Origin of the sequence: Streptomyces sp. NPDC048718 (genome assembly GCF_043198875.1) — a bacterium.
Classification (GTDB): Bacteria; Actinomycetota; Actinomycetes; order Streptomycetales; family Streptomycetaceae; genus Streptomyces.
In genome coordinates, this window is sequence record NZ_JBICVG010000026.1 from 24,580 (window position 1) to 48,712 (window position 24,133).

Consider the following 24,133-nt stretch of genomic DNA (forward strand, 5'->3'; position numbering starts at 1 on the left):
CAGTGGCGTGGTACGCGCAAGTTTCGTCCTGCCCGCAGGCGGGGAGGCTTGCTGGGATTTCTCTGTCAGGGGTGTGCGTGACGGCCGTCGAGTCCCGACCCGCAGGGGTCGTCTTGACTCCCAGCCCGGCGGGCCATCGGCCGTTCGGGGCCCGCGTCAAGGCATTCGTGGCGCTGACGAAGCCGCGGATCATCGAGCTTCTGCTCATCACCACCGTTCCGGTGATGTTCCTCGCCGAACAGGGCGTGCCGAACCTCTGGCTGGTGCTCGCCACCTGCTTCGGCGGCTACCTGTCCGCGGGCGGCGCCAACGCGCTGAACATGTACATCGACCGCGACATCGACGCGCTCATGGACCGTACGGCCCAGCGTCCGCTGGTCACCGGCATGGTCTCGCCGCGCGAGGCGCTGGTCTTCGGCATCTCCCTCGGCGTGGTGTCGACGCTCTGGTTCGGACTGCTCGTCAACTGGCTGTCCGCCTGGCTGTCGCTCGGCGCGCTGCTCTTCTACGTGGTCGTCTACACGATGATCCTCAAGCGGCGCACCGCCCAGAACATCGTCTGGGGCGGCATCGCCGGCTGTCTGCCGGTCCTCATCGGCTGGTCGGCGGTGACCGACTCGATGTCCTGGGCCGCCGTCATCCTCTTCCTCGTCATCTTCTTCTGGACGCCGCCGCACTACTGGCCGCTGTCGATGAAGGTGAAGGAGGACTACGCCCGCGCGGGCGTGCCGATGCTCCCGGTGCTGGCCTCCAACAAGGTCGTCGCCAAGCAGATCGTCCTCTACAGCTGGGTGATGGTCGGCGTCTCGCTGCTGCTCACCCCGCTGGGCTACACCGGCTGGTTCTACACCGCGGTGGCCCTGGTCACCGGCGGCTGGTGGCTGTGGGAGGCGCACGCGCTCCTGAGCCGCGCCAAGGCCGAGGTGACCGGCGCGAAGCTCAAGGAGATGCGCCTGTTCCACTGGTCCATCACCTATGTCTCGCTGCTGTTCGTGGCGGTCGCGGTGGACCCCTTCCTGCGCTGACACCTTCAAGGACCCGGGCGACGGCCGGGGTGCGTGGCCCACGCCACGTGCCCCGGCCGTCGCCACGTGATCTACCCGCGAGTAGCATCTGCTGCATGGCAGAAACGAAGCAGGCGGAGCGCAAGGCGGCCAAGCTGGCCCGCGAGATCAAGGCGTTCTCCGGTAAGCACGGCGGCGCCGAGGGTCAGCTGGCCCACATCGGCCAGGCGGGCACCCGGATCGTCCTCGTCGGCGAGGACGGCGGCTGGGGCGACCTGGTGGCCCCCGACTACGCGATCGCCCAGCAGGCCGCCGAGCTGGCCGGGCTCACTCTGCACGACGAGTTCGACGGCGAGTTCGCCGCGAAGGTCGTCACGGGGCCGTACGAGTGGACCCGCATGGCGGGCATCCAGGTCGGCGGTCCGTCGAACGGCTGAGCCGTTCCCCTCTCTTCTCCACCGACTGACACCGCTGGTCCGGTCGGCTTCCGCGCCCGCGTCCTGCCACAGGACGCGGGCGCGGAAGCAATCCGGTGGCGAGTGGGTGATGTCGGAGGGAGGCTCAGGGTGTCGCCGCCCGGCAGGGCAAGGCGCCCATATAAAGCATTTGTGAATAATTCGCCGTATGTGTCGTGTATGTCGCATGTATCGGGGTGCCGCCGCTCGCGTGTGCGCGCCCTGCTGGCGGCTCTGGCCGCCGCACTGTTCCTGACCGGTCTCGCCGCCCCGGCCGCCCATGCGGCCCCGCCGGCGGGCACAGTGCTGAGCTGGGGCTTCAACCTCGCGGGCCAGCTGGGCAACGGCACCACCACCAGCAGCGACGTCCCTGTGGGGGTGCACCTCCCCGCGGGCACCAGGGTCACCGCCGTGGCCGCGGCCAACTTCCACGCTCTGGCGTTGACGTCCGACGGCCGCGTCCTCGCCTGGGGCGTCGGCTACGCGGGCCAGCTCGGTGACGGCACCGACACCGGAAGCACCACCCCGGTCGCCGTCGACCTTCCGGCGGGCACCACCGTCACCGCCATCGCCGCGAACGGCGCGCACAGTCTGGCGCTGACGTCCGACGGCCGGGTCCTCGCCTGGGGCGCCAACACCTACGGCGAGCTGGGCGACGGCACCACGACCGACCGGTTCACCCCCGTCGCCGTCCACCTCCCCGCCGGTATCACCGTCACCGCCATCACCGCGGGCTACAACGAGAGCGTGGCGCTGACCTCCGACGGCCGCCTCTACGCCTGGGGCCGCAACGACCTCGGTCAACTGGGCGACGGTACGACGACCGGCAGCACCCTCCCTGTCCTCGTCGACATCCCCGCCGGCACCACCATCACCGCGGTCTCCATGGGCAGCTACCACTCTCTGGCGTTGACCTCCGACGGCCGTGTCCTCGCCTGGGGCGACAACGTCAATGGTCAGCTCGGCAACGGCACCACGACCGGCAGCACCACCCCTGTCGCCACCCTCATCCCGGCGGGCACGACGATCACGGCGGTCGCCGCGGGTACCAACCACAGCCTCGCGCTGACCTCCGACCACCGGGTCCTGGCCTGGGGCTCCAACATCGGCGGCCAGCTCGGCAACGGCTCCCTCATGGAGAGCGACACCCCTGTCACGGTCCTTCTCCCCCCGGGCTTCACCGTCACCGCCATCGCCGCAGGACACAGCGACAGCCTGGCGCTGACCTCCACCGGCCAGATCCTCGCCTGGGGCGCCAACTACTTCGGTGCGCTGGGCGACGGCTCCACCATCCCCCGGGAGACCCCCATCCTCACCGACCTCCCAGAAGGCGCCCGGGCCACCGCGATCGCCGCGGGCCGCTGGTACAGCCTGGCGGTGGTGGAGGAGCCGTCGAGCACCACCACGCTCACCGCATCCCCGACCACGGTCACCAAGGGACAGCCGGTCACCCTGACCGCCGAGGTGACCTGTGACCTCGGCACCCCCACCGGTGAGGTCACCTTCTACAGCGGCGACACCCCGATCGCCTCGGCCCCCGTAGGCGGTGACGGCCGCGCCGAGATCTCCGTATCCGACCTCGGGGTGGGCACCCACCAGGTCACGGCCCACTACGCGGGCGACGCCACCTGCCCGGCCTCCGTCTCCGCGCCGGTCACGATCACCGTGAACGCCGAAGGCGGCGGCTACGGGGACTACGGGGACCACGACCCGTACAGCTGATCCCACCGGAAGGGCCGCCGGATCCCGCCGACCGCGGCGACCGTCGACGCCCGGTCGGCCAAGGCCTCCGCACACACGACAAGGGGCGCTCCGCGGGGAGCGCCCCTTGTCGTGTGTCTCGTATCCGCGACCTCTTACAGTGCGGCCATCTCCGGAGCCTTCGCAGGGAGCTCCGGCTCCGCCGACGGGCGCTCGCGCAGGCTCATGGCCAGCCGGACGACGGCGACCCACATCAGCGAGGAGCCGAGCATATGGGCGCCGACCAGGATCTCGGGGACGCCGGTGAAGTACTGGACGTAGCCGATGACGCCCTGCGCGGCCAGCACGACGAGCAGGTCGCGGGCCCGGGCGCGGGTGTCGTCCGGGGCGTCGACGACGCGCAGGATCAGCCACATCGCGATGCCGAGCGCGCAGACCAGCCACGCGGCGATGGCGTGGATGTGGGCCGCGTTGGTCCAGTCCCACGGCATACGCGGGACGTCACTGCTGTCGCCCGCGTGCTTGCCGGCGCCGGTCACCGTCGTACCGAGCGCGATCAGCACCGCCGAGACGACGACGATCGCCCAGGACAGCTTGCGTACGGGACGCGGCACGCGCGGCTTCGGCGCGCCGTCGCCCTCGCCGACCCGGATCCAGGTGATCGTGGTGACGGTCAGCAGTGCGTTGGCGGCCATGAAGTGGCCGGCCACGGTCCACGGGTTGAGGCCCATCCAGACGGTGATGCCGCCGATCACGGCGTTGCTCATCACCATCCAGAACTGGGCCCAGGCGAGCCGGGAGAGGTTCCGGCGGCGGGGCTTGGCGCTGCGCGTGGCGAAGATGGCCCAGCCGACGGCGGCGGACAGCACGTAGGTCAGCATGCGGTTGCCGAACTCGACGGCACCGTGGAAGCCCTGCTCGGCGGTGACGATCAGGCTGTCGTCCGTGCACTTCGGCCAGGTGTCGCAGCCGAGGCCGGAGCCGGTCAGCCGGACCGCGCCGCCGGTGACGATGATGATCACGCTCATCACGACGGCGGAGAGCGCGGCGCGCCGGACGATCCGGGGAGACGGAGTCCAGCGCTGGGCGATGAAGGCAAGGGGGGTTTGCACAGGCCCATCGTAGGCGGGGGCTTGTGCACGGTTTCACGAGGGGGTGGTTCCGGGGCGAGTCGACGCGAAACGTCACCGCATCGCCACGTACCGCGTCAACCGGACGCCCCTGAGGCGGGCCCTGAGACGGCCCCTGAGTACTCCCAAGAAATCCTGGAGAGCCCCTGGGAGAGGCCCCCGGAGGCCCCCGGGCATCCCTGGAAAACGCACGGGGGCGCACCCCGAGAGGTGCGCCCCAGCGGCCCCGGCCTTACTCCCAGCGGAAGAACCTGGCCGCCGCGCCCAGCCCCAGGACCGCCCACACGGCGAGGATCAGCGCGTCGCCCCACGGCATCATCGCGCCGCCTTGGAGGACGTCCCGCAGGCCGCCGGAGAGGGCCGCGATGGGCAGCAGCCCGAGGACGCTCTGCGCGGCCTCGGGGAACTTGTCGAGCGGGACGACCACGCCGCCGCCGATGAGCAGCAGCAGGAAGACCAGGTTGGCGGCGGCCAGGGTCGCCTCGGCCTTGAGGGTGCCGGCCATCAGCAGGCCGATGCCGGAGAAGGCCGCCGTGCCGAGCACCAGCAGGAGCAGCACGGCGAACGGGTTGCCCTCGGGCGACCAGCCGAGCGCGAAGGCGATGACGGTGAGCAGGACCACCTGGAGGATCTCGGTGACCAGCACCGACAGCGTCTTCGCGGTCATCAGGCCCCAGCGTGGCAGCGGGGAGGCCGCGAGCCGCTTGAGCACCCCGTAGCGGCGTTCGAAGCCGGTGGCGATGGCCTGGCCGGTGAAGGCGGTGGACATCACCGCGAGGGCGAGGATGCCGGGGGCGAGGAAGTCCACGGCCTTGCCGTCGCCCGTGTCGACGATGTCGACGGAGGAGAAGAGCACGAGCAGCAGGGTGGGGATCACGACCGTGAGGAGCAGCTGCTCGCCGTTGCGCAGCAGCATCTTCGTCTCCAGGACGGCCTGCGCGCCGATCATGCGCGGGAGCGGGGCCGCTCCCGGCTTCGGGGTGTACGTACCGGCGCTCATCCGCGCAGCTCCCGCCCGGTCAGTTCGAGGAACACGTCTTCGAGGGTGTGGCGCTCGACGGAGATCCGGTCCGGCATCACGCCGTTCTGGGCGCACCAGGACGTGACCGTCGCGAGCAGCTGGGGGTCGATCTCCCCGGTCACACGGTAGGCGCCGGGGGTGGTCTCGGTGGCCGCGCTGCCGTCGGGCAGGGCCTTCAGGAGCGAGCCGGTGTCGAGGCCGGGGCGGCCGGTGAAGCGCAGGGTGTTCTCCGCGCCGCCGCGGCACAGCTGCTCCGGGGAGCCCTGGGCGATGACCTTGCCGCCGTCGACCACGGCCACGTCGTCGGCGAGCTGTTCGGCCTCGTCCATGTGGTGGGTGGTGAGGATGACGGAGACGCCGTCGGTCCGCAGATCGCGGACCAGATCCCAGGTCGCGCGGCGGGCCTGCGGGTCGAGTCCGGCGGTCGGCTCGTCGAGGAAGACCAGTTCCGGCCGTCCTACGACGGCCATGGCGAGCGCGAGCCGCTGCTGCTGGCCGCCGGACAGCCGCCGGTAGCCGGTGCGGCCGCAGCTGCCCAGGCCCAGGCGTTCGATCAGGGCGTCCACGTCGAGCGGGTGCGCGTGCAGCCGGGCCACATGGCGCAGCATCTCGTCGGCGCGGGCGCCGGAGTAGACGCCGCCGGACTGGAGCATCACACCGATCCGAGGCCGCAGCCGGGCGGCGTCCCTGACGGGATCGAGGCCGAGGACCCGGACGGTTCCGGAGTCCGGCCCGCGATACCCCTCGCAGGTCTCGATGGTGGTCGTCTTGCCCGCCCCGTTCGGGCCGAGGACGGCGGTGATGCCGGGGTGGGCGGTCAGATCGAGACCGTCGACCGCGGTCTTTTCTCCGTACCGCTTCACCAGACTTTCGATCCGGAGGACGGGCTCGCTTCGCATGGTGGTCAAGTCTAGAGACGCGTCCGCGGTGGTCGGTCCACGGGGGCGGGGCGGGCCGGTGGGGCGGGTGGCACGGGATTGGCCTGAAGCGGACCCCTGGTACCTACTTGTGACCATCTTGTCATGGCTGCATCATCTTTAGCGGCTCAGGCCGCGCCTGCACCCCCCGCAGCACGACCGGCATCCCGCACCCCGCCACCGCAGGACAGCAGCGGATTGAGCGTCCGGTACGAACCCGCTTTCACCAAGGAGAGTTCGTGGCTCGACGCAGGAAACAGGTCCCCCGCGGTACAGGGCGAGGAGCGAACCTCGCCGCCCTGACCGCCCTGATCACCGCCCTTCCCCTGGGGCTCGGGGCACTCCCGGCCCAGGCGAGCGCCGCCGCCCCCGCACCGGGCGGCGCCCTCATCGCCAAGAGCGACGCGAAGCTGGTCGGCCAGTTCGCCGCCAAGGCCGCCAAGGGCACTGACGGCAAGGTCACCTTCTGGGTGAACCTCACCGGCAAGGCCGACCGGTCCGGCGCCCACAAGGCCAAGGGCAAGAAGGCCAAGGCCCGCGCGGTGTACGACACCATGACCACCTACGCCGGCCAGGCGCAGGCGGGGGTGCTCGACGAGATCGCCCGCGAGGGCGGTACCGCGAAGTCCTTCTGGATCGCCAACACCGTCAAGGTGACCGGCACCCGGGCGCTCGCCGAGAAGCTCGCCGCCCGCTCGGACGTCGCCTCCCTCGACTCCGACAGCGCGCTGACGCTCCCCGACCCGCTGCCCGGCGAGGCCGAGCCGAAGACGGACGGGGTCGAGTGGAACATCGACCGGATCAACGCCCCCAAGGTCTGGAACGAGCTGGGGGTACGCGGTGACGGAGTCGTCGTCGCGTCCATCGACAGCGGGGTCCAGTACGACCACCCCGCGGTCAAGGCCAAGTACCGGGGTCTGAAATCGGACGGCTCGTACGACCACAACTACAACTGGTTCGACCCGGCGAAGGTCTGCGCGAACGCCACCCCGTGCGACAACAACGGCCACGGCACCCACACCATGGGCACCATGGTCGGCGACGACGGCGCGGGCAACACGGTCGGTGTCGCCCCCGGCGCCAAGTGGGTCTCCGCCAAGGGCTGCGAATCCAGCTCCTGCACTCGGGAGTCGCTGCTCGCCTCCGGCCAGTGGGTGATCGCCCCCACCGACCTGAACGGCGCCAACCCGCGCCCGGACCTCGCCCCCGACGTGGTCAACAACTCCTGGGGCATGACGGGCTACGACCCCTGGTACCGCGAGACGGTGCAGGCGTGGCGCGACGCCGGCATCTTCCCGGCGTTCTCCAACGGCAACAACGGTTCGGCCTGCAACACCTCCGGAGCCCCGGGCACGTACACGAACTCGTACTCCTCGGGCGCCTTCGACATCAACAACGCCATCGCCGGCTTCTCCTCGCGCGGCACCGGCGAGAACGGCGGGATCAAGCCCAACCTGGCGGCCCCCGGCGTCAACGTCCGGTCCTCCTGGGCCGGCGGCGGTTACAGCACCATCTCCGGTACGTCGATGGCCTCCCCGCACACCGCCGGCACCGTCGCCCTGATGTGGTCGGCGTCGCCCGCGATCCGCGGCAACGTCGCCGAGACGGAGAAGCTGCTCGACCAGAGCGCGATCGACGTCAACGACACCACCTGCGGCGGCACCGCGGCCAAGAACAACGTCTTCGGCGAGGGCCGGCTCGACGCCTACGCCGCGGTCAGCGCCACCCCGCGCGGCGCCCTCGGCGCCCTGTCCGGCACCGTCACCTCCGGCGGCGGCGCCCTCGGCGACGCCCAGCTGAGCCTGTCCGGCCCGATGAAGACCACGGTCGTCACCGGCGCGGACGGCTCCTACGCGCTGCCGAAGCTGATGGTCGGCGACTACACGGCCGAGGTGAGCAAGTTCGGCTACGTCACCGCCACGGGCACCGTCACGGTGGTCGAGGACCAGGCCGTGACGAAGGACTTCGCCGTCGAACAGGCCCCGTCGGCCAAGCTCACCGGCAAGGTCTCGACCGAGGCCGGCCCCGAGGCCGGTGCCACCCTCGCCGTCCAGGGCACCCCGGTCCGCGGCACCACCGCGGCCGACGGCAGCTACGCGCTGACCCTGCCGGTCGGCGCCTACGACGTGGCCGTCACCCCGGTCAGCCGCTGCGCCGCGGGTACCAGCACCGGCGTCAAGCTGAGCGGCGACACCACCCGGGACATCGACCTGGCGCCCCGTACCGACACCTTCGGCACGGCCTGCCGGCTCACCAGGGCGGCCTTCCCGACGGGCACCGACAAGCTCACCCTGTCGAGCCAGACCACCGGCTCGGCCGTGGTGAACCTGCCCTTCCCGGTGGCGCTGTACGGCAAGACGTACCGCACCGCCACCGCCACCACCGAGGGCGTCCTCGCCTTCGGCACCAGCTCCACCTCGTCCACCAACAGCACGCTGCCGACGACCACCACGCCCAACGGCGCGCTGTACCCGTTCTGGGACAACCTCCAGCTGGACGCCAACTCGGGCATCTACAGCGGAGTCTCCGGCACCGCCCCGCACCGCCGGTTCACCGTCGAGTGGCGCGATGTGCAGATCTACGCCAGTACCGCCCAGCGCATCACCTTCTCCGCGGTGATCGGTGAGGACGGCGAGGTGTCCTACCACTACAAGGACATCGACGCGGGCAGCTACGAGAACGGCTCCAGCGCCACCATCGGCCTGGAGAACGCCACCGGTACCGACGGCCTGCTCTACTCGTTCAACGAGCCGGTCGTCACCGACGGCATGAGCATCACCTTCCGCACCACCAAGAGCGCGGTCGTCGCCGGCACCGTCACCGACGGCAACGACAAGCGGGGCGTCGAGGGCGCCACGGTCTCCGTCCGCCAGGGCGGCGTCGAGGTCGGCACGGCCACCACCGGCGCCGACGGCGGCTACCTCGCCCAGGTCCCGGCCACCGGCGACAAGGCGACCTACACCCTCGCCTTCGGCGCCGCGCACTACACCGGCGCCACCGCCGCGCGGGACGCCAAGGCCACCGAGATCGCCACGGCCGACGCGGTCCTTGCCACCGGCCGGGTCAAGGCCGACCGTACGGCGGTGACCGAGATCGTCCCGGCGGACCAGAGCCGTGCCCGGGAGCTCGTCCTCGGCAACGACGGTTCCGCGACCGCGTACACGGTCAAGGAGAAGAACGGCGCCTCCTGGCTGAAGATCAGCCCGGCCTCGGGCGACCTGGCGGCGGGCGGCACCCAGAAGGTGGCGCTCACTCTCGACACCCAGGGCGCGACCCCGGGCTCGGTACTCACCGGCACCCTCCAGATCGCCTCGGAGTCCGGCCGCACGCCGCTGACGGAGCTGCAGGTCAAGGTCGTCGTGCCCGCCTACCAGGTGGCCGTCGACGCCGGCGCGACCGCGGCGTCCACGGACACCCGCGGTGACGGCTGGCGTCCCGACCAGGAGTACCAGGCCGGCTCGTACGGCTACCTCGGCTCCACCGGCAAGGTCACCACGACCAAGGCGATCTCCGGCACAGGCGACCCGGAGCTGTACCGCAGCGCCCGCCAGGGTGCCTACGAGTACCGCTTCGACAACCTGCCGAACGGCGTCTACCAGGTCGACCTCGGCTTCGCGGAGCTGGGCAACGCCAAGCCGGCCGACCGGGTGATGGACGTGATGGCCGAGGACACGGAGAAGATCTCCAACCTCGACGTCGCGCTGACGGCGGGCACCTTCGCCGCCCACGACCGGACCTTCACGGTCGAGGTCACCGACGGCCAGCTGAACCTGCGCTTCGTGGGCGTCAAGGGCAAGACCCTGGTCAACTCCGTCCGGGTGAGCCACCGGCCCGACCTCGGCTGACGGACGCGGGCCCGGGCGCGGGACGGACACTGATCCCGCACCCGACCTGACAGAGTGAGAACCAATCGAGCGGCACCGGGCCCGTCCCTCCGGGGGCGGGCCCGGCGTCGTCCCGGCATATGCCCAGGCGCGGCATCGATGACATCGATGGTCCGGCATATGCCAGGACGACGCCCCTCCCGGCCCTCCGCCGACGGATGGAACGGCCCCGACCGGGCACCCGCCCCCTGTGACCGTCTTCACCGGCACCTGCGGCTGGGAGTACCGGGACTGGCGGGACGTGCTCTACCCCGAGGGCGTCCCGCAGCGGTGCCGGCTGGAGGAGTACGCGCGCCACTTCGCCGCTGTCGAGAACGACGGTGCCTTCTACCGGCTCCCCGAGCGGGACGGCTTCGCGCGCTGGCGGGAGCGCACCCCCGGCGGATTCGTCATGGCGGTGAAGGCGAGCCGCTACCTCACCCATCTCAAGCGGCTGAAGGACCCCGGGGAGCCGGTCGCCCGGCTCATGGACCACGCGCGGGGTCTCGGCGACCGGCTCGGCCCGGTGCTGCTCCAGTTGCCGCCGACGCTGCGGGCCGATCCGGCGCTGCTCGCCGACGCCCTCGCGGCCTTCCCGGCCGGGGCGCGGGTGGCGGTGGAGTTCCGCCACCCCTCCTGGTGGACGGACCAGACCGCCGCCGTCCTCGCCGACCACGGCGCGGCGCTGTGCTGGGCGGACCGGGGCTCACGGCCGGTGACCCCCCTGTGGCGGACCGCCGGCTGGGGATATCTGCGGCTGCACGAGGGCCGGGCGCGGCCGTTTCCCTCGTACGGCCGCCAGGCGCTCGCGAGCTGGGCGGAGCGGATCGCGGGGACCTGGGGAAACGGGGCGGAGGTCTTCGTTTTCTTCAACAACGACACCGGTGGCGCGGCGGTTCGCGACGCACGGGCCTTCCTCCGCTCGGCGGCCTCCCAGGGGCTCGCGACGGCCTTGCCGAAGGGGGTCGGGAAGGGGGCCGCGAGACGGACGTAAAGCCTGGTCAGCGGGGTGGTGACACAGCCCTCCGATGATCGTTTCCGCAGGTCAGGTAAGGCTTGCCTACGTGATGCACCGCACCACCGGACGGCCGGACCTCGCTTGTCAGCCCGTGATTAATTACGCAACAATGGCGTTGTGAAAAACGTCGGAGAGGCTCCCACGGAGGAACTCGCGACCGGAGAGCGCTCGACGCGCAACCGGGTCGCGCGCTCCATCCTGGACCACGGGCCCTCGACCGTCGCCGATCTGGCCCAGCGGCTCGGCCTCACCCAGGCCGCCGTCCGCCGCCACCTCGACTCGCTCGTCGGCGACAACGTCGTGGAGGCCCGCGAGAAGCGCGTCTACGGGGCCCGTTCCCGCGGCCGCCCCGCCAAGGTCTTCGCCCTCACGGACGGCGGCCGGGACGCCTTCGACCAGTCGTACGACAAACTGGCCGTCGAGGCGCTGCGCTGGATCGAGCGCAACGCCGGCGGGGAAGCGGCCGTCGCCGCCTTCGCCCGCGACCGCGTCGAGGCGCAGGCCGAGGCGTACCGCGCGGCCGTCGAGGCCGCCGGCCCCAGTCACCGCACGGAGGCGCTGGCGAAGGCGCTGAGCGCGGACGGGTACGCTGCCACGGCACGTCACGCGCCGGTCGGCGAACAGCTCTGCCAGCACCACTGCCCGGTCGTCCACGTCGCCGAGCAGTATCCGCAGCTGTGCGAGGCGGAGACGGAGATCTTCTCCCGCCTCCTCGGGACCCATGTCCAGCGCCTGGCCACCATCGCGCACGGCGACGGCGTCTGTACGACGTACATCCCGGACATCGCGCACGGCGACTTTGGGACCACCGCGCAGACGCGGACCACATCATCCACAGCATCAGCCAGCAAGGCCGGGAGGAACCCCGCATGACCACCGAGATCAGCCACCCCGAGCTCGAGGGCCTGGGTCGGTACGAATACGGCTGGGCCGACTCGGACGCAGCGGGTGCCGCCGCCCAGCGCGGTCTCTCCGAGCACGTCGTCCGCGACATCTCCGCGAAGAAGAACGAGCCGGAGTGGATGCTGAAGCTGCGCCTCAAGGGGCTGAAGCTCTTCGGCAAGAAGCCCATGCCGACCTGGGGCTCCGACCTCTCCGGCATCGACTTCGACAACATCAAGTACTTCGTGCGGTCCACCGAGAAGCAGGCCGAGTCCTGGGAGGACCTGCCGGAGGACATCAAGAACACGTACGACAAGCTCGGCATCCCGGAGGCGGAGAAGCAGCGCCTCGTCGCCGGTGTCGCGGCCCAGTACGAGTCCGAGGTCGTCTACCACCAGATCCGCGAGGACCTGGAGGAGCAGGGCGTCATCTTCGTCGACACCGACACCGCGCTGAAGGAGCACGAGGAACTCTTCAAGGAGTACTTCGGCACCGTCATCCCGGTCGGCGACAACAAGTTCGCCTCCCTGAACACCGCCGTGTGGTCCGGCGGCTCGTTCATCTACGTGCCGAAGGGCGTGCACGTCGAGATCCCGCTCCAGGCCTACTTCCGTATCAACACGGAGAACATGGGCCAGTTCGAGCGGACGCTGATCATCGTCGACGAGGACGCCTACGTCCACTACGTCGAGGGCTGCACCGCCCCGATCTACTCCTCCGACTCGCTGCACAGCGCCGTCGTCGAGATCATCGTGAAGAAGGGCGGCCGCTGCCGCTACACGACCATCCAGAACTGGTCGAACAACGTCTACAACCTGGTGACCAAGCGCGCCGTCGCCTACGAGGGCGCCACCATGGAGTGGGTCGACGGCAACATCGGCTCCAAGGTCACCATGAAGTACCCGGCCGTCTACCTGATGGGCGAGCACGCCAAGGGCGAGACGCTGTCCATCGCCTTCGCGGGCGAGGGCCAGCACCAGGACGCCGGCGCCAAGATGGTCCACATGGCCCCGAACACCTCCTCCAGCATCGTCTCCAAGTCGGTGGCGCGAGGCGGCGGCCGCACCTCCTACCGCGGTCTCATCGAGATCGGCGAGGGTGCCCCGGGCGCCAAGTCGAACGTGCTGTGCGACGCGCTGCTCGTCGACACCATCTCCCGCTCCGACACGTACCCCTACGTGGACGTGCGCGAGGACGACGTCACGATGGGCCACGAGGCCACCGTCTCCAAGGTCTCCGAGGACCAGCTCTTCTACCTGATGCAGCGCGGCATGACCGAGCAGGAGGCCATGGCGATGATCGTCCGCGGCTTCGTCGAGCCGATCGCCAAGGAGCTGCCGATGGAGTACGCGCTGGAGCTGAACCGGCTGATCGAGCTGCAGATGGAAGGCGCGGTCGGCTAAGGCGCGGCGCCTGGCCCCGCCCGCCCCACCCCGTACGCAGCGAACGATTCTCAACGCAGGAAGAGAGCACTACGACAGCCATGGCTGAGGCTCAGAACATCCCCGCGGGCTCGACCACCGCGGGCTCGATCGCGGTGGCCGCCGAGTCCACCGTCGCCACCCGCATGAGCGCCCCGCCGTCCTTCGACGTCGCGGACTTCCCCGTGCCGCACGGCCGCGAGGAGGAGTGGCGCTTCACCCCGCTGGAGCGGCTGCGCGGACTCCACGACGGCACGGCCACCGCCAACGGTGAGGGCGTGCGCGTCGAGATCGAGGCCCCCGAGGGCGTCACCGTGGAGACCGTCGGCCGGGACGACGCCCGCCTCGGCCGGGCCGGCAAGCCCGTCGACCGGGTCGCCGCCCAGGCGTACTCCGCCTTCGAGAAGGCGTCGGTCGTCACCGTCGCCAAGGAGGCCGTGCTCACCGAGCCGATCCGGATCTCCGTGCGCGGCCAGGGCGGCGTCGCCTTCGGCCACCAGGTGATCGAGGTCGGCGCGTTCGCCGAGGCCGTGGTCGTTCTCGACCACACCGGTGACGGCGTGCTCGCCGCCAACGTCGACTTCGTCCTCGGCGACGGCGCCAAGCTCACCGTCGTCTCCGTCCAGGACTGGGACGACACCGCCGTCCACGTCGCCCAGCACAACGCCCTCGTCGGCCGCGACGCGACCTTCAAGTCCGTCGTCGTGACCTTCGGCGGCGACCTGGTCCGGCTGCACCCGCGGGTCGAGTACACCGCCCCCGGCGGCGACGCCGAGCTGTTCGGTCTGTACTTCACCGACGCCGGCCAGCACCAGGAGCACCGCCTCCTGGTCGACCACAACACTCCGCACTGCCGCTCCAACGTGGCCTACAAGGGCGCGCTGCAGGGCCAGGACGCCCACGCGGTGTGGATCGGCGACGTCCTCATCCAGGCCAAGGCCGAGGGCACCGACACCTACGAGCTCAACCGGAACCTCGTCCTCACCGACGGCGCCCGGGTCGACTCGGTCCCGAACCTGGAGATCGAGACGGGCGAGATCGCCGGCGCCGGCCACGCCTCCGCCACCGGCCGCTTCGACGACGAGCAGCTCTTCTACCTGATGGCCCGCGGCATCCCGGAGACCGAGGCCCGCCGCCTGGTCGTCCGCGGCTTCTTCGCCGAGCTGGTCCAGCAGATCGGTGTCCCGGACGTCGAGGAGCGCCTGCTCGCCAAGATCGAGGCCGAGCTGGGGGCGTCCGTCTGATGGCCTTCGTCCGCGTCTGCGCGCTGAGCGAACTCGGCGAGGACACCCCGAAGCGGGTCGAGATAGACGGCACGCCGGTCTCCCTCGTACGTACCGAGGGCGAGGTGTTCGCGATCTACGACGTCTGCTCGCACGCGAACGTCTCCCTCTCCGAGGGCGAGGTGGAGGACTGCCGGATCGAGTGCTGGCTGCACGGTTCCGCGTTCGACCTCCGCACCGGCAAGCCGTCCGGCCTTCCCGCGACGCGCCCCGTCCCCGTATACCCCGTAAAGATCGAAGGGGACGATGTGCTCGTCTCCGTCACCCAGGAGTCCTGAGTCACCCATGGCAACGCTTGAAATCCACGACCTGCACGTCTCCGTCGAGGCCGAGAACGGTCCGCGTGAGATCCTCAAGGGTGTCGACCTGACCATCAAGCAGGGCGAGACCCACGCCGTCATGGGCCCCAACGGCTCCGGCAAGTCGACCCTGGCGTACTCGCTGGCCGGCCACCCGAAGTACACGATCACCGGCGGCACCGTCACCCTCGACGGTGAGGACGTCCTGGAGATGTCGGTCGACGAGCGTGCCCGTGCCGGTGTCTTCCTCGCCATGCAATACCCGGTCGAGGTCCCCGGCGTCTCGGTCTCCAACTTCCTGCGCACCTCCGCCACCGCGATCCGCGGTGAGGCCCCCAAGCTGCGGCTGTGGGTCAAGGAGGTCAAGGAGGCCATGGCGAAGCTCCAGATGGACCCGGCGTTCGCCGAGCGCAACGTCAACGAGGGCTTCTCCGGCGGTGAGAAGAAGCGCCACGAGATCCTCCAGCTGGAGCTGCTCAAGCCGAAGATCGCGATCCTCGACGAGACCGACTCCGGCCTCGACGTCGACGCCCTGCGCATCGTCTCCGAGGGCGTCAACCGCGTCCGTGAGCAGGGCGAGGTCGGCACCCTGCTGATCACGCACTACACGCGGATCCTCCGCTACATCAAGCCCGACTTCGTGCACGTCTTCGCGAACGGCCGCATCGTCGAGTCCGGCGGCGCCGAGCTCGCGGACCAGCTGGAGAACGAGGGCTACGACAAGTACGTGAAGGGTGGCGCATCCGCGTGAACTCCGCCCATCAGGGGCTGACCGGCCTCCTCGACACCGAGGCGATCCGCAAGGACTTCCCGCTGCTGGACCGTCTGGTCCACGACGGCAAGAAGATCGTGTACCTGGACTCCGCGGCCACCTCGCAGAAGCCGCGCCAGGTCCTCGACGCGCTCACCAACTACTACGAGCGGCACAACGCCAATGTGCACCGCGGCGTCTACACGGTCGCCGAGGAGGCCACCGAGCTGTACGAGGGCGCCCGCGACAAGGTCGCCGCGTTCATCAACGCGCCGAGCCGCGACGAGGTCATCTTCACCAAGAACGCCTCCGAGTCGCTCAACCTCGTGGCCAACATGCTCGGCTGGGCCGACGAGCCCTACCGGGTCGATCACGAGACCGAGATCGTCATCACGGAGATGGAGCACCACTCCAACATCGTGCCGTGGCAGCTGCTCGCGCAGCGCACCGGCGCGAAGCTGAAGTGGTTCGGGCTCACCGACGAGGGCCGGCTCGACCTGTCCAACATCGACGAGCTCATCACCGAGAAGACCAAGGTGGTGTCCTTCACCCTGGTCTCCAACCTGCTCGGCACCGTGAACCCGGTCGAGGCCATAGTCCGGCGCGCCCAGGAGGTCGGTGCGCTCGTCTGCGTCGACGCCTCCCAGGCGGCCCCGCACATGGTGCTCGACGTGCAGGCGCTCCAGGCCGACTTCGTGGCCTTCACCGGCCACAAGATGTGCGGCCCGACCGGCATCGGCGTCCTCTGGGGCCGCCAGGAGCTGCTCGAGGACCTGCCGCCGTTCCTCGGCGGCGGCGAGATGATCGAGACCGTCTCGATGCACTCCTCGACCTACGCCCCGGCGCCGCACAAGTTCGAGGCGGGTACGCCCCCGATCGCCCAGGCCGTCGGCCTCGGCGCGGCCGTGGACTACCTGACGGCGATCGGCATGGAGAACATCGCGCGCCACGAGCACGCGATCACCGAGTACGCCGTCCGCCGCCTCCAGGAAGTCCCGGACCTGCGGATCATCGGCCCGGCCACGGCCGAGGACCGGGGCGCCGCGATCTCCTTCACGCTCGGCGACATCCACCCGCACGACGTGGGCCAGGTCCTCGACGAGCAGGGCATCGCGGTCCGGGTCGGCCACCACTGCGCCCGCCCGGTCTGCCTGCGCTACGGAATTCCGGCGACCACGCGTGCGTCGTTCTATCTGTACTCCACTCCGGCCGAGGTCGACGCCCTGGTCGAGGGGCTGGAGCACGTCCGTAACTTCTTCGGATAGGGCGGCTGACCTGTGAAGCTGGATTCGATGTACCAGGACGTCATCCTGGACCACTACAAGCACCCGCACGGGCGGGGCTTGCGGGACGGCGACGCCGAGGTGCACCACGTCAACCCGACCTGTGGTGACGAGATCACGCTGCGTGTGAAGTACGACGGCGAGCGTGTCGAGGACGTGTCGTACGAGGGCCAGGGCTGCTCCATCAGTCAGGCCTCGGCCTCCGTCCTCAACGAGCTGCTCGTCGGCAAGGAGCTGGCCGAGGCGCGAAGGATCCAGGACACGTTCCTGGAGCTGATGCAGTCCAAGGGCCGGATCGAGCCGGACGAGGCGATGGAGGAGATCCTGGAGGACGCGGTCGCGTTCGCCGGTGTCTCGAAGTACCCGGCGCGCGTGAAGTGCGCGCTGCTCAGCTGGATGGCGTGGAAGGACGCGACCGCCCAGGCCCTGGGCGGGGACGACCAGAAGTCTGTGAGGAAGTCGGCATGACCGAGAACGCCGAGGCCACCCTGAAGCCGGCCTCCGAAGAAGAGATCCGCGAGGCGCTGTACGACGTCGTCGACCCCGAGCTGGGGATCGATGTCGTCAACCTCGGACTGATCTACGGGATCCACGTCGACGAGTCCAACGTCGCGACCCTGGACATGACCCTGACGTCGGCGGCCTGCCCGCTGACCGATGTGATCGAGGACCAGGCGAAGTCCGCGACCGACGGCATCGTCAACGAGCTGAAGATCAACTGGGTCTGGATGCCCCCGTGGGGCCCGGACAAGATCACGGACGACGGCCGCGAGCAGCTTCGCGCGCTCGGCTTCAACGTCTGATCGGTCTGATCGGTCCGACCGTCTGATCCGTGCGATCCGTCTGCTTCAGGCGATCCGTACGCAGGCGCGGACAAGCAGGTACGCCCGAGGGCCCCGGTGGGAACACCGGGGCCCTCGGGCGTATCGTTTCGCCGCTTCCGTGGTCAGGTCAGGCGAGCGGCGTGCCCGCGCTCTCGGCGAGCGCCGGGGCCAGGTTCTCCTTGCGGATGCGCTGGTCGATGTAGAGCAGGGAGGTCATCAGCGGCTGGAGCGGGGCCATCAGTGCCTGGACGACGAGCTGGATGAGCCCGACGGTCAGGAACACGCCCCACATGGCCGTGAAGAAGTGCCGCGGGTGATGGGGGTCGTCGGCGATGGCGCTGCCGAACGGGATCATGGTCGCGAACGAGATGACCTGCTGGACCATCCCGGCGACCGCGCCGAGGATCAGCCCCATCAGCAGCGTGCAGCCGGCGATGCGCCACCAGGAGCCGCGGACCAGATGGGCGGAGCGGCGCAGCGCGGCCACCGGGCGCTGGTTCTCGATGACGGCGGCGGCCGGGGCCAGCAGGAACTTCCCCCAGAGCCATACGGCGAGGGGGAGGGAGGCCAGAGCGAGCAGCATGACCACTCCGCCCGCGATCGCGACGCCCGACCCGCTGTCGCCGTGGTCCTGTGCGAGAAGCCCCCCGATCAGCGTCACCATGCCGATTGCGATCAGGACCATAGGCAGAACGGCGGCCAGACCGGACAGGAAGACCGAGCCGATCACCGCGCCGACGCGCGACCAGGCGCGGCGCCAGACGGCCCCGAAGAGGGCGGGCCGGCCGAGGACCGCTTCCTGCGTCACGGTGTGGACGGTGGCGTTGACGAGGGCGCCGGCGACGAGCATGCCGATGATCATGACCAGCCAGGCCGTACCGAAGGTGACGATCAGCGGCTGGAAGTCGGCGAAGCCGGGATCCGCGTCGTCGGGCAGGTCGTCCAGCCGCGCCACGTTGTCCACGACGCTGCCGTAGGCGACCAGCGCCACGCCGCCCAGCAGGGCCGCGACGGTTCCGTAGGCGATCGCCGTGATGCCGAGGAGCGGTTTCCAGTAGCGGCCGTAGGTGCTGAAGACGCCGCCGAGAAGGTCGCTCACGCGCAGCGGCGCGAGGGGTATGACGCCCGGCTTGGGCGGCGGGGGCGGGGGCGGATAGCCGTATCCGTACGGTCCCGGTGGGTAGGTCATGCGCACACCGTAGCCGCCCTTGATCGCACGGATGTACGACCACGATATGTACGCCCGTACACTCGGATGTCATGGGATACGGACTGCTCGCCGGAGCCATCGCCGCGGAGATCGTCGCGACCACCTCGATGAAGTACAGCGACGGCTTCTCCAGGCTCTGGCCCTCGCTCCTCACCGGCACCGGCTACCTCGTCGCCTTCGCCCTCCTCGCCCAGGCGCTCAAGACCCTCCAGGTCGGCACCGCCTACGCGATCTGGTCCGGCATCGGCACCGCCGCCGTCGCCGTCATAGGCTTCCTCTTCCTCGGCGAGAGCCTCGGCCCCGCCAAGATCGCCGGCCTCGCCCTGATCGTCGCCGGGGTCGCCGTCCTCAACCTGGGCGGCGCGCACTGATGGCCGCCGCCGCGCCCCGGGCCCGCCGTCACGACCCCGGCCGCCGCGACCGGATCGTCGACGCCGCCCTGCGCGTCGTCGGCCGGGCCGGGCTCGCCGGACTCAGCCACCGCACCGTCGCCGCCGAGGCCGATGTGCCGCTCGGCTCCACCACGTACCACTTCGCCTCCCTCGATGAACTCCTCGTCGCCGCGCTGCGCAAGGCCAACGACACCTTCGGCCGCGCCCTGCGCGAGAGCCCCGGGGTCGCCGACCCGACGAGCGACCTCGCCGCCGTCCTCGCCCGGCTCATGGGCCGCTGGCTGAGCGGCGAACGGCGCGGCGTGGAGCTGGAGTACGAGCTCTACCTCGCCGCCCTGCGCCGTCCCGCGCTGCGCCCGGTGGCCGCCGAGTGGGCCGAGGAGGTGAGCCGGATCCTCGCCGCGCGGACCGACCCGGCGACCGCCCGGGGCGTGGTCGCCCTGATGGACGGCATCTGCCTCCAAGTGCTGCTCACGGACGGCCGGTACGACGAGGAGTACGCGCGCGCCCTGCTGGCCCGGGTGCTGGATCCCGCCTGAGGCCCCCGCCGCGGGTGAGGTCCGCGGGGCGCGGGCCGCTGACGCGAAGACCGGCCGGTTGGCCCGCGCGGGGCCTCGAAGGTTAGGTTTTCCGTCATGACCACTGCTCCTCGCACCACCGGCGCCGTCGCCGCCGGCCTTGCCACCCTCGCCGGCGACGGCACCGTTCTCGACACCTGGTTCCCCGCCCCGGAGCTGACCGACGCGCCCGGCCCAGCCGGCACCGAGCGGCTCGGCCCCGACGAGGCCGTGAACGCGCTCGGCGAGGGCGCCGCCAAGGCCCTCGGCGTGGACGCCCGCCGCGGGGTCGAGGTGGTCGCCGTCCGTACGGTCATCGCCTCCCTCGACGACAAGCCGCTCGACGCCCACGACGTCTACCTGCGCCTGCACCTGCTGAGCCACCGTCTGGTGAAGCCGCACGGCCAGAACCTGGACGGCATGTTCGGCCTGCTCGCCAACGTCGCCTGGACCTCGCTCGGCCCGGTCGCCGTCGACGATGTCGACAAGGTGCGCCTGAACGCCCGCGCCGAGGGCCTGCACCTGTCGGTCACCTCGATCGACAAGTTCCCGCGGATGACCGACTACGTGGCGCCCGCCGGCGTCCGGATCGGCGACGCCGACCGGGTCCGCCTCGGCGCCCACCTCGCCGCCGGCACCACCGTCATGCACGAGGGCTTCGTCAACTTCAACGCCGGCACGCTCGGCACCTCGATGGTCGAGGGCCGGATCTCCGCCGGGGTCGTCGTCGGCGACGGCTCCGACATCGGCGGCGGCGCCTCCACCATGGGCACCCTCTCTGGCGGCGGCAAGCAGATCATCTCCATCGGCGAGCGCTGCCTGATCGGCGCCGAGGCGGGCATCGGCATCGCGCTCGGCGACGAGTGCGTCGTCGAGGCCGGTCTGTACGTCACGGCCGGCACCCGGGTCGCGCTGCCCGACGGCCAGATCGTCAAGGCCCTGGAGCTCTCCGGCGCCGACAACGTCCTCTTCCGCCGCAACTCGGTCACCGGCGCCGTCGAGGCCCGCCCCTACAAGGCCAACTGGGGCGGCCTCAACGAGATGCTGCACAGCCACAACTGACCCGCACGCGGCGCTAGGGCGTGTTTCGAAAGTCCCTCCTGGCCCGCGACACCTGGCACGCACTCCCCCGTGGCCCTTCGGGCACGGGAGGTGCCCCCACGCTGCGTTGTCGGAGTCATCCAAGTACGTCCAGTACGAGGATGATCCTCCGTCTTGCGATGCTGCTCGGCATCCGAAGGATGAATCAAGGCGCCGAGACGGAGCGAGCGAAGCGAGCGCAGTGCACCAGACGCCGCAGGCCCCGCCCTCCGGGCGGACGGAGCTACTTTCGAAACACGCCCTAGGGCCCCGGCCCGTCGCCCGGTCGCGACCGGCCGCCCTGCCCGCCGTTTCGTACGGTGGGCGGGGCGGCCGTCTGTTTCGCCGGGAGCCCCGGAGTTCTCAGGCGCCGTGGCCGCCCCATTCGGATAGTCAGAGCGCTCAGAGCGCGAGCTTGAAGCCGTCGTGGCTGCGGGCGAAGCCCAGCGAGGCGTAGAAGCGGTGGGCGTCCGTCCGGCTCTTGTCGCTGGTCAGCTGGACGAGCGCGCAGCCTCGGGCGCGTGCCCGCGCCACCGCGCCCGTCATCAGCGCGCGCCCGAGGCCGTCGCCGCGCCGGTCGGCCCGGATCCGGACCGCCTCGATCAGGGCCCGCTCGGCGCCGCCCTTGCCGAGGCCCGGGATGTAGGTGGCCTGGAGGCAGCCGAGAACGGCCGCGCCGGGCTCCGCCGTCTCGGCCAGGACGAGCAGCTCGTTGCGCGCGTCGGCCTCGATGTCCGCGAACGCCCGCGCGTAGGCGGGGGTGACGGTCACCGAGGCCGGGTCCACCACCCGCTCCTCGTCGGCGAGGAGCGCTAGGACGGCGGGGAGATCGGCACGGGTGGCGGGACGCAGGATCACGCCCGGAGTCTCGCACACCCGTACAGGAGTTCGATCGAATTCGATCAAGGGTAGTCGGGCTCGATCACGCTTGATCGAGCCCGACTGGGGATGATCGGAGGTGCTCAGGGGCGGAAGCGCAGCACCTGCGGGTCGTGGTCGCTGTTCTGGTCGGCGAACTCCGCGTTGATGTGCACGCTGTCGTACGCGAAGTGGTGCACGCCGGGGCTGGTCAGGATCTGGTCGAGCACCTGACTGTTGCCCTGGTAGACGTACGAGTAGCGCTCGTTCGCGGGCAGCGACAGCGCGGCCGGGGACAGCACCCCGCCCTCGGTCATCGCCCGCGTGGCGGCGGAGAACTCGAAGTCGTTGATGTCGCCGACGACGAGCACGTCCGCCTGCTTGTCGAGCGCCACGATGTCCTTGACGAAGGCGTTGACGGCCTGGCCCTGGAGCAGCCGCTTCTGCTCGGAGGAACGGTTCGGCGGCTGGTGGTGCGAGACGATCGACTCGTCGCCGCCCTTGGAACCGAAGTGGTTGGCGATCACGAAGACGGTCCGGCCGCGGAAGGAGAACTCGCCCGCGAGCGGCTTCCGGCTGTCGGTCCAGGCGGCGTTCGCCGGGTCGACGCGGCCGGGGGAGAGGGTCAGATGGGCGTCGCCGTGCGTGCCGGTGACCCCGGTCGCGGTGGTGGCGTCGCCGCCCGGGCGGTCCACGAAGGAGACGCGTGCGGGGTTGAAGAGGAAGACCTGACGGATGTTGCCGCCGGGCTCGCCGCCGTCCTTGCCGTTCTCCGGGTCGACCGAGCGCCAGTCGTACGCGGGACCGCCCGCCGCCACGATCGCTTCCGTGAACTTCTTCACGGTCTCGCCGGCGGTGACGACCCCGTCGTTCTTCGGGCCGTTGTCGTCCTGGATCTCCTCCAGGGCGACGATGTCGGGCGAGGAGAGGTTCTCGACGACCGCCTCGGCGAGCGCGTCGAACTTCTCCTGAGGATCGGTCGGGTCGAGGTTCTCCACGTTGTACGTGGCGACCGCCAGCTCGTTCTTGTGCTGAGGGGCCGTCTTCTCGCGGACCAGACCGCGGTCCTCGACCTCGCCCAGGGTGGCGGCGACCAGGGTGTAGCCGCCGTACTGGTTGAAGTCCAGCGGGCCCTCGGTGACGCCGTTCAGCCGGTCGCCCACGTTCGCCTTGGGGAAGGGGCGCTCGGCGAGCGGCGCGAGCTGCTGGATCTGGAGCCGGCCGCCGTTCTGGGAGTCGTACGAGCCGTAGACCGTGCCGCCGCGGACGCTGGGGTTCTCGTCCGGCTTCACCGTGACCCACAGCTCGGCGTACGGGTCGCTGGCGCCGACCACGCGCGCGGAGCCGATCCGGACGTTCATGCCCTCCAGGGACTCGTAGTAGTCCAGGGCGTACGAACGCGGCCGCAGCGGAAGCCGGCCGATGGAACCGCCGTCGGCCGGGTCGCCCGCCGGGGCGTACGCGGCCGGCACCGAGTCCGCCGTGATGGTGACGGCGGCCGGGACCGGGTTGCCCTTCGAGCGGACGGTGACCACCGGCTTGGAGATCTGGGTCATCGACTGGTTGCCGGAGGCGAGGCCGCCCGGCACGTACTCGCTCACCGTGCCGTCGACGCTCACCGCGTCACCGGCGGCGACGGTCGGCACCGAGCTGGTGAAGACGAAGACGCCCTCGCTGGTGGCCGGGTCGCCGTCGGGATTCGGGTCCTGCATCCAAAAGCCGCGCGAGCCGTAGGTACGCACAGCGGTGACGACGCCCTCGACGCCGGTCACCTGCCGGCCGGCGAGCGGGGAGACGCGGGTGGTGCCCTGGATGTCGTGGATCCGCACGGGAGCGGCCGCGGTGGCGGACGCCTCGTCGGCGGAGGCGGCCGCGCCGCCGAGCAGACCGGCGGCGAGGGCGGCGGCGACCACGGTGGCAACGGTCGCGGACCGGGATATGGAGGAAGACATCAAGGTGCTCCGAGAAGGGGTTGTACGAACGATCGAATGATCTACGCGCGTCAAGTACTGCTTACGTCCAGTGACCTTGTCAAATTCCCGCGCGTGGTCGACTCCCCGTGCGTGGTCGACGCGTGTACGAAGGCTGACGCGTGCGCGAACCGCCGGAGTGTCCCCCGAATGCGTCTAGGCTGAAGGCCGCTGGAGCCGGAGGCTCCCAGCTCGACCCGACCACCCCCGCCGA

At 70.7% G+C, this 24,133-nt stretch carries 22 protein-coding genes; 16 read left to right on the forward strand and 6 right to left on the reverse strand.

The annotated features are described in order from the left end of the window. Positions 1–71 precede the first annotated feature (71 nt). The 3 genes from ACGFRB_RS32075 (at position 72) to ACGFRB_RS32085 (ending at position 3,181) form a co-directional block, all read left to right on the forward strand. A complete protein-coding gene (locus ACGFRB_RS32075; protein WP_393248055.1) occupies positions 72–1,025 on the forward strand; it encodes a heme o synthase in 954 nt (317 codons plus the stop codon). 95 nt (positions 1,026–1,120) lie between these two features. Continuing rightward, entirely contained in the window at positions 1,121–1,441 is a 321-nt protein-coding gene (locus tag ACGFRB_RS32080) for a hypothetical protein (RefSeq protein ID WP_361229249.1), read from the forward strand. Positions 1,442–1,672: 231 nt separating this feature from the next. After that, the gene (locus ACGFRB_RS32085; RefSeq protein ID WP_393248056.1) at positions 1,673–3,181 is read left to right on the forward strand and encodes an Ig-like domain repeat protein; all 1,509 of its coding nucleotides are present in this window, start codon (positions 1,673–1,675) and stop codon (positions 3,179–3,181) included. Positions 3,182–3,315: 134 nt separating this feature from the next. Here ACGFRB_RS32085 and ACGFRB_RS32090 read toward each other — a convergent pair whose 3' ends face one another. The 3 genes from ACGFRB_RS32090 to ACGFRB_RS32100 form a co-directional block, all read right to left on the reverse strand. After that, complete coding sequence (locus tag ACGFRB_RS32090) at positions 3,316–4,272, reverse strand: heme A synthase (RefSeq protein ID WP_393248058.1); 957 nt, start codon at positions 4,270–4,272, stop codon at positions 3,316–3,318. 250 nt (positions 4,273–4,522) lie between these two features. Beyond that, a complete protein-coding gene (locus tag ACGFRB_RS32095; RefSeq protein ID WP_363008398.1) occupies positions 4,523–5,290 on the reverse strand; it encodes an ABC transporter permease in 768 nt (255 codons plus the stop codon). Continuing rightward, positions 5,287–6,210, reverse strand: a complete 924-nt coding sequence (locus tag ACGFRB_RS32100; RefSeq protein WP_393248060.1) for an ABC transporter ATP-binding protein — start codon at positions 6,208–6,210, stop codon at positions 5,287–5,289. The genes ACGFRB_RS32095 and ACGFRB_RS32100 overlap by 4 nt, the downstream gene beginning before the upstream one ends. Before the next feature lie 257 nt (positions 6,211–6,467). Between ACGFRB_RS32100 and ACGFRB_RS32105 the strand changes: the two genes are divergently transcribed. From ACGFRB_RS32105 to ACGFRB_RS32150, 10 genes are all read left to right on the forward strand, one after another. Further along, positions 6,468–10,073, forward strand: a complete 3,606-nt coding sequence (locus ACGFRB_RS32105) for a S8 family serine peptidase (RefSeq protein ID WP_393248062.1) — start codon at positions 6,468–6,470, stop codon at positions 10,071–10,073. Between the two features lie 229 nt (positions 10,074–10,302). Continuing rightward, positions 10,303–11,085 (forward strand): DUF72 domain-containing protein, encoded by a 783-nt coding sequence (locus ACGFRB_RS32110; protein ID WP_393248064.1) that lies wholly within the window; start codon positions 10,303–10,305, stop codon positions 11,083–11,085. A 141-nt stretch (positions 11,086–11,226) separates the two neighbouring features. Next, a complete protein-coding gene (locus ACGFRB_RS32115) occupies positions 11,227–11,982 on the forward strand; it encodes a helix-turn-helix transcriptional regulator (protein WP_393248066.1) in 756 nt (251 codons plus the stop codon). Next, positions 11,979–13,394: a Fe-S cluster assembly protein SufB gene (gene sufB, locus ACGFRB_RS32120; RefSeq protein ID WP_361229270.1), complete on the forward strand. Its 1,416-nt coding sequence runs from the start codon at positions 11,979–11,981 to the stop codon at positions 13,392–13,394. Before ACGFRB_RS32115 ends, sufB begins: the two co-directional genes overlap by 4 nt. Before the next feature lie 80 nt (positions 13,395–13,474). Then, a complete protein-coding gene (gene sufD / locus ACGFRB_RS32125) occupies positions 13,475–14,656 on the forward strand; it encodes a Fe-S cluster assembly protein SufD (RefSeq protein WP_393248068.1) in 1,182 nt (393 codons plus the stop codon). Continuing rightward, complete coding sequence (locus ACGFRB_RS32130) at positions 14,656–14,973, forward strand: non-heme iron oxygenase ferredoxin subunit (RefSeq protein WP_363008409.1); 318 nt, start codon at positions 14,656–14,658, stop codon at positions 14,971–14,973. The genes sufD and ACGFRB_RS32130 overlap by 1 nt, the downstream gene beginning before the upstream one ends. A gap of 7 nt (positions 14,974–14,980) precedes the next feature. Beyond that, positions 14,981–15,745 carry a Fe-S cluster assembly ATPase SufC gene (gene sufC, locus ACGFRB_RS32135; RefSeq protein ID WP_361229279.1) on the forward strand — a complete coding sequence of 255 codons (765 nt, stop codon included), beginning with the start codon at positions 14,981–14,983 and terminating at the stop codon, positions 15,743–15,745. Next, a complete protein-coding gene (locus tag ACGFRB_RS32140; RefSeq protein ID WP_363008411.1) occupies positions 15,742–17,010 on the forward strand; it encodes a cysteine desulfurase in 1,269 nt (422 codons plus the stop codon). Before sufC ends, ACGFRB_RS32140 begins: the two co-directional genes overlap by 4 nt. 12 nt (positions 17,011–17,022) lie before the next feature. Then, positions 17,023–17,496, forward strand: coding sequence for a Fe-S cluster assembly sulfur transfer protein SufU (gene sufU / locus ACGFRB_RS32145; protein WP_361229285.1), 474 nt, complete (start codon positions 17,023–17,025; stop codon positions 17,494–17,496). Continuing rightward, entirely contained in the window at positions 17,493–17,831 is a 339-nt protein-coding gene (locus ACGFRB_RS32150) for a metal-sulfur cluster assembly factor (protein ID WP_361229288.1), read from the forward strand. The genes sufU and ACGFRB_RS32150 overlap by 4 nt, the downstream gene beginning before the upstream one ends. 148 nt (positions 17,832–17,979) lie before the next feature. Here ACGFRB_RS32150 and ACGFRB_RS32155 read toward each other — a convergent pair whose 3' ends face one another. Continuing rightward, a complete protein-coding gene (locus ACGFRB_RS32155; protein WP_393248071.1) occupies positions 17,980–19,041 on the reverse strand; it encodes an oxidoreductase in 1,062 nt (353 codons plus the stop codon). 71 nt (positions 19,042–19,112) lie between these two features. Here ACGFRB_RS32155 and ACGFRB_RS32160 point away from each other — a divergent pair, with 71 nt between their 5' ends. The 3 genes from ACGFRB_RS32160 (at position 19,113) to dapD (ending at position 21,073) form a co-directional block, all read left to right on the forward strand. Beyond that, positions 19,113–19,433: a multidrug efflux SMR transporter gene (locus ACGFRB_RS32160; RefSeq protein ID WP_363008416.1), complete on the forward strand. Its 321-nt coding sequence runs from the start codon at positions 19,113–19,115 to the stop codon at positions 19,431–19,433. After that, positions 19,433–19,993, forward strand: a complete 561-nt coding sequence (locus ACGFRB_RS32165) for a TetR/AcrR family transcriptional regulator (RefSeq protein ID WP_393248073.1) — start codon at positions 19,433–19,435, stop codon at positions 19,991–19,993. Before ACGFRB_RS32160 ends, ACGFRB_RS32165 begins: the two co-directional genes overlap by 1 nt. Before the next feature lie 96 nt (positions 19,994–20,089). Continuing rightward, positions 20,090–21,073: a 2,3,4,5-tetrahydropyridine-2,6-dicarboxylate N-succinyltransferase gene (gene dapD, locus ACGFRB_RS32170; protein ID WP_363008420.1), complete on the forward strand. Its 984-nt coding sequence runs from the start codon at positions 20,090–20,092 to the stop codon at positions 21,071–21,073. Positions 21,074–21,493: 420 nt separating this feature from the next. Here dapD and ACGFRB_RS32175 read toward each other — a convergent pair whose 3' ends face one another. Both ACGFRB_RS32175 and ACGFRB_RS32180 read right to left on the reverse strand, forming a co-directional pair. Next, a complete protein-coding gene (locus tag ACGFRB_RS32175; protein ID WP_393248074.1) occupies positions 21,494–21,949 on the reverse strand; it encodes a GNAT family N-acetyltransferase in 456 nt (151 codons plus the stop codon). Positions 21,950–22,053: 104 nt separating this feature from the next. Further along, positions 22,054–23,901, reverse strand: coding sequence for an endonuclease/exonuclease/phosphatase family protein (locus ACGFRB_RS32180; RefSeq protein WP_393248076.1), 1,848 nt, complete (start codon positions 23,899–23,901; stop codon positions 22,054–22,056). Between the last annotated feature and the right edge of the window lie 232 nt (positions 23,902–24,133).

Bases quoted from the DNA above. Each gene is read 5' to 3' on its own strand.
- ACGFRB_RS32080 (WP_361229249.1), top strand. From the start codon at position 1,121: ATGGCAGAAACGAAGCAGGCGGAGCGCAAGGCGGCCAAGCTGGCCCGC.
- sufB (WP_361229270.1), top strand. From the start codon at position 11,979: ATGACCACCGAGATCAGCCACCCCGAGCTCGAGGGCCTGGGTCGGTAC.
- ACGFRB_RS32155 (WP_393248071.1), bottom strand. From the start codon at position 19,041: ATGACCTACCCACCGGGACCGTACGGATACGGCTATCCGCCCCCGCCC.
- sufD (WP_393248068.1), top strand. From the start codon at position 13,475: ATGGCTGAGGCTCAGAACATCCCCGCGGGCTCGACCACCGCGGGCTCG.
- ACGFRB_RS32165 (WP_393248073.1), top strand. From the start codon at position 19,433: ATGGCCGCCGCCGCGCCCCGGGCCCGCCGTCACGACCCCGGCCGCCGC.
- ACGFRB_RS32130 (WP_363008409.1), top strand. From the start codon at position 14,656: ATGGCCTTCGTCCGCGTCTGCGCGCTGAGCGAACTCGGCGAGGACACC.
- dapD (WP_363008420.1), top strand. From the start codon at position 20,090: ATGACCACTGCTCCTCGCACCACCGGCGCCGTCGCCGCCGGCCTTGCC.
- ACGFRB_RS32100 (WP_393248060.1), bottom strand. From the start codon at position 6,210: ATGCGAAGCGAGCCCGTCCTCCGGATCGAAAGTCTGGTGAAGCGGTAC.
- ACGFRB_RS32160 (WP_363008416.1), top strand. From the start codon at position 19,113: ATGGGATACGGACTGCTCGCCGGAGCCATCGCCGCGGAGATCGTCGCG.
- sufC (WP_361229279.1), top strand. From the start codon at position 14,981: ATGGCAACGCTTGAAATCCACGACCTGCACGTCTCCGTCGAGGCCGAG.
- ACGFRB_RS32180 (WP_393248076.1), bottom strand. From the start codon at position 23,901: ATGTCTTCCTCCATATCCCGGTCCGCGACCGTTGCCACCGTGGTCGCC.
- ACGFRB_RS32095 (WP_363008398.1), bottom strand. From the start codon at position 5,290: ATGAGCGCCGGTACGTACACCCCGAAGCCGGGAGCGGCCCCGCTCCCG.
- ACGFRB_RS32150 (WP_361229288.1), top strand. From the start codon at position 17,493: ATGACCGAGAACGCCGAGGCCACCCTGAAGCCGGCCTCCGAAGAAGAG.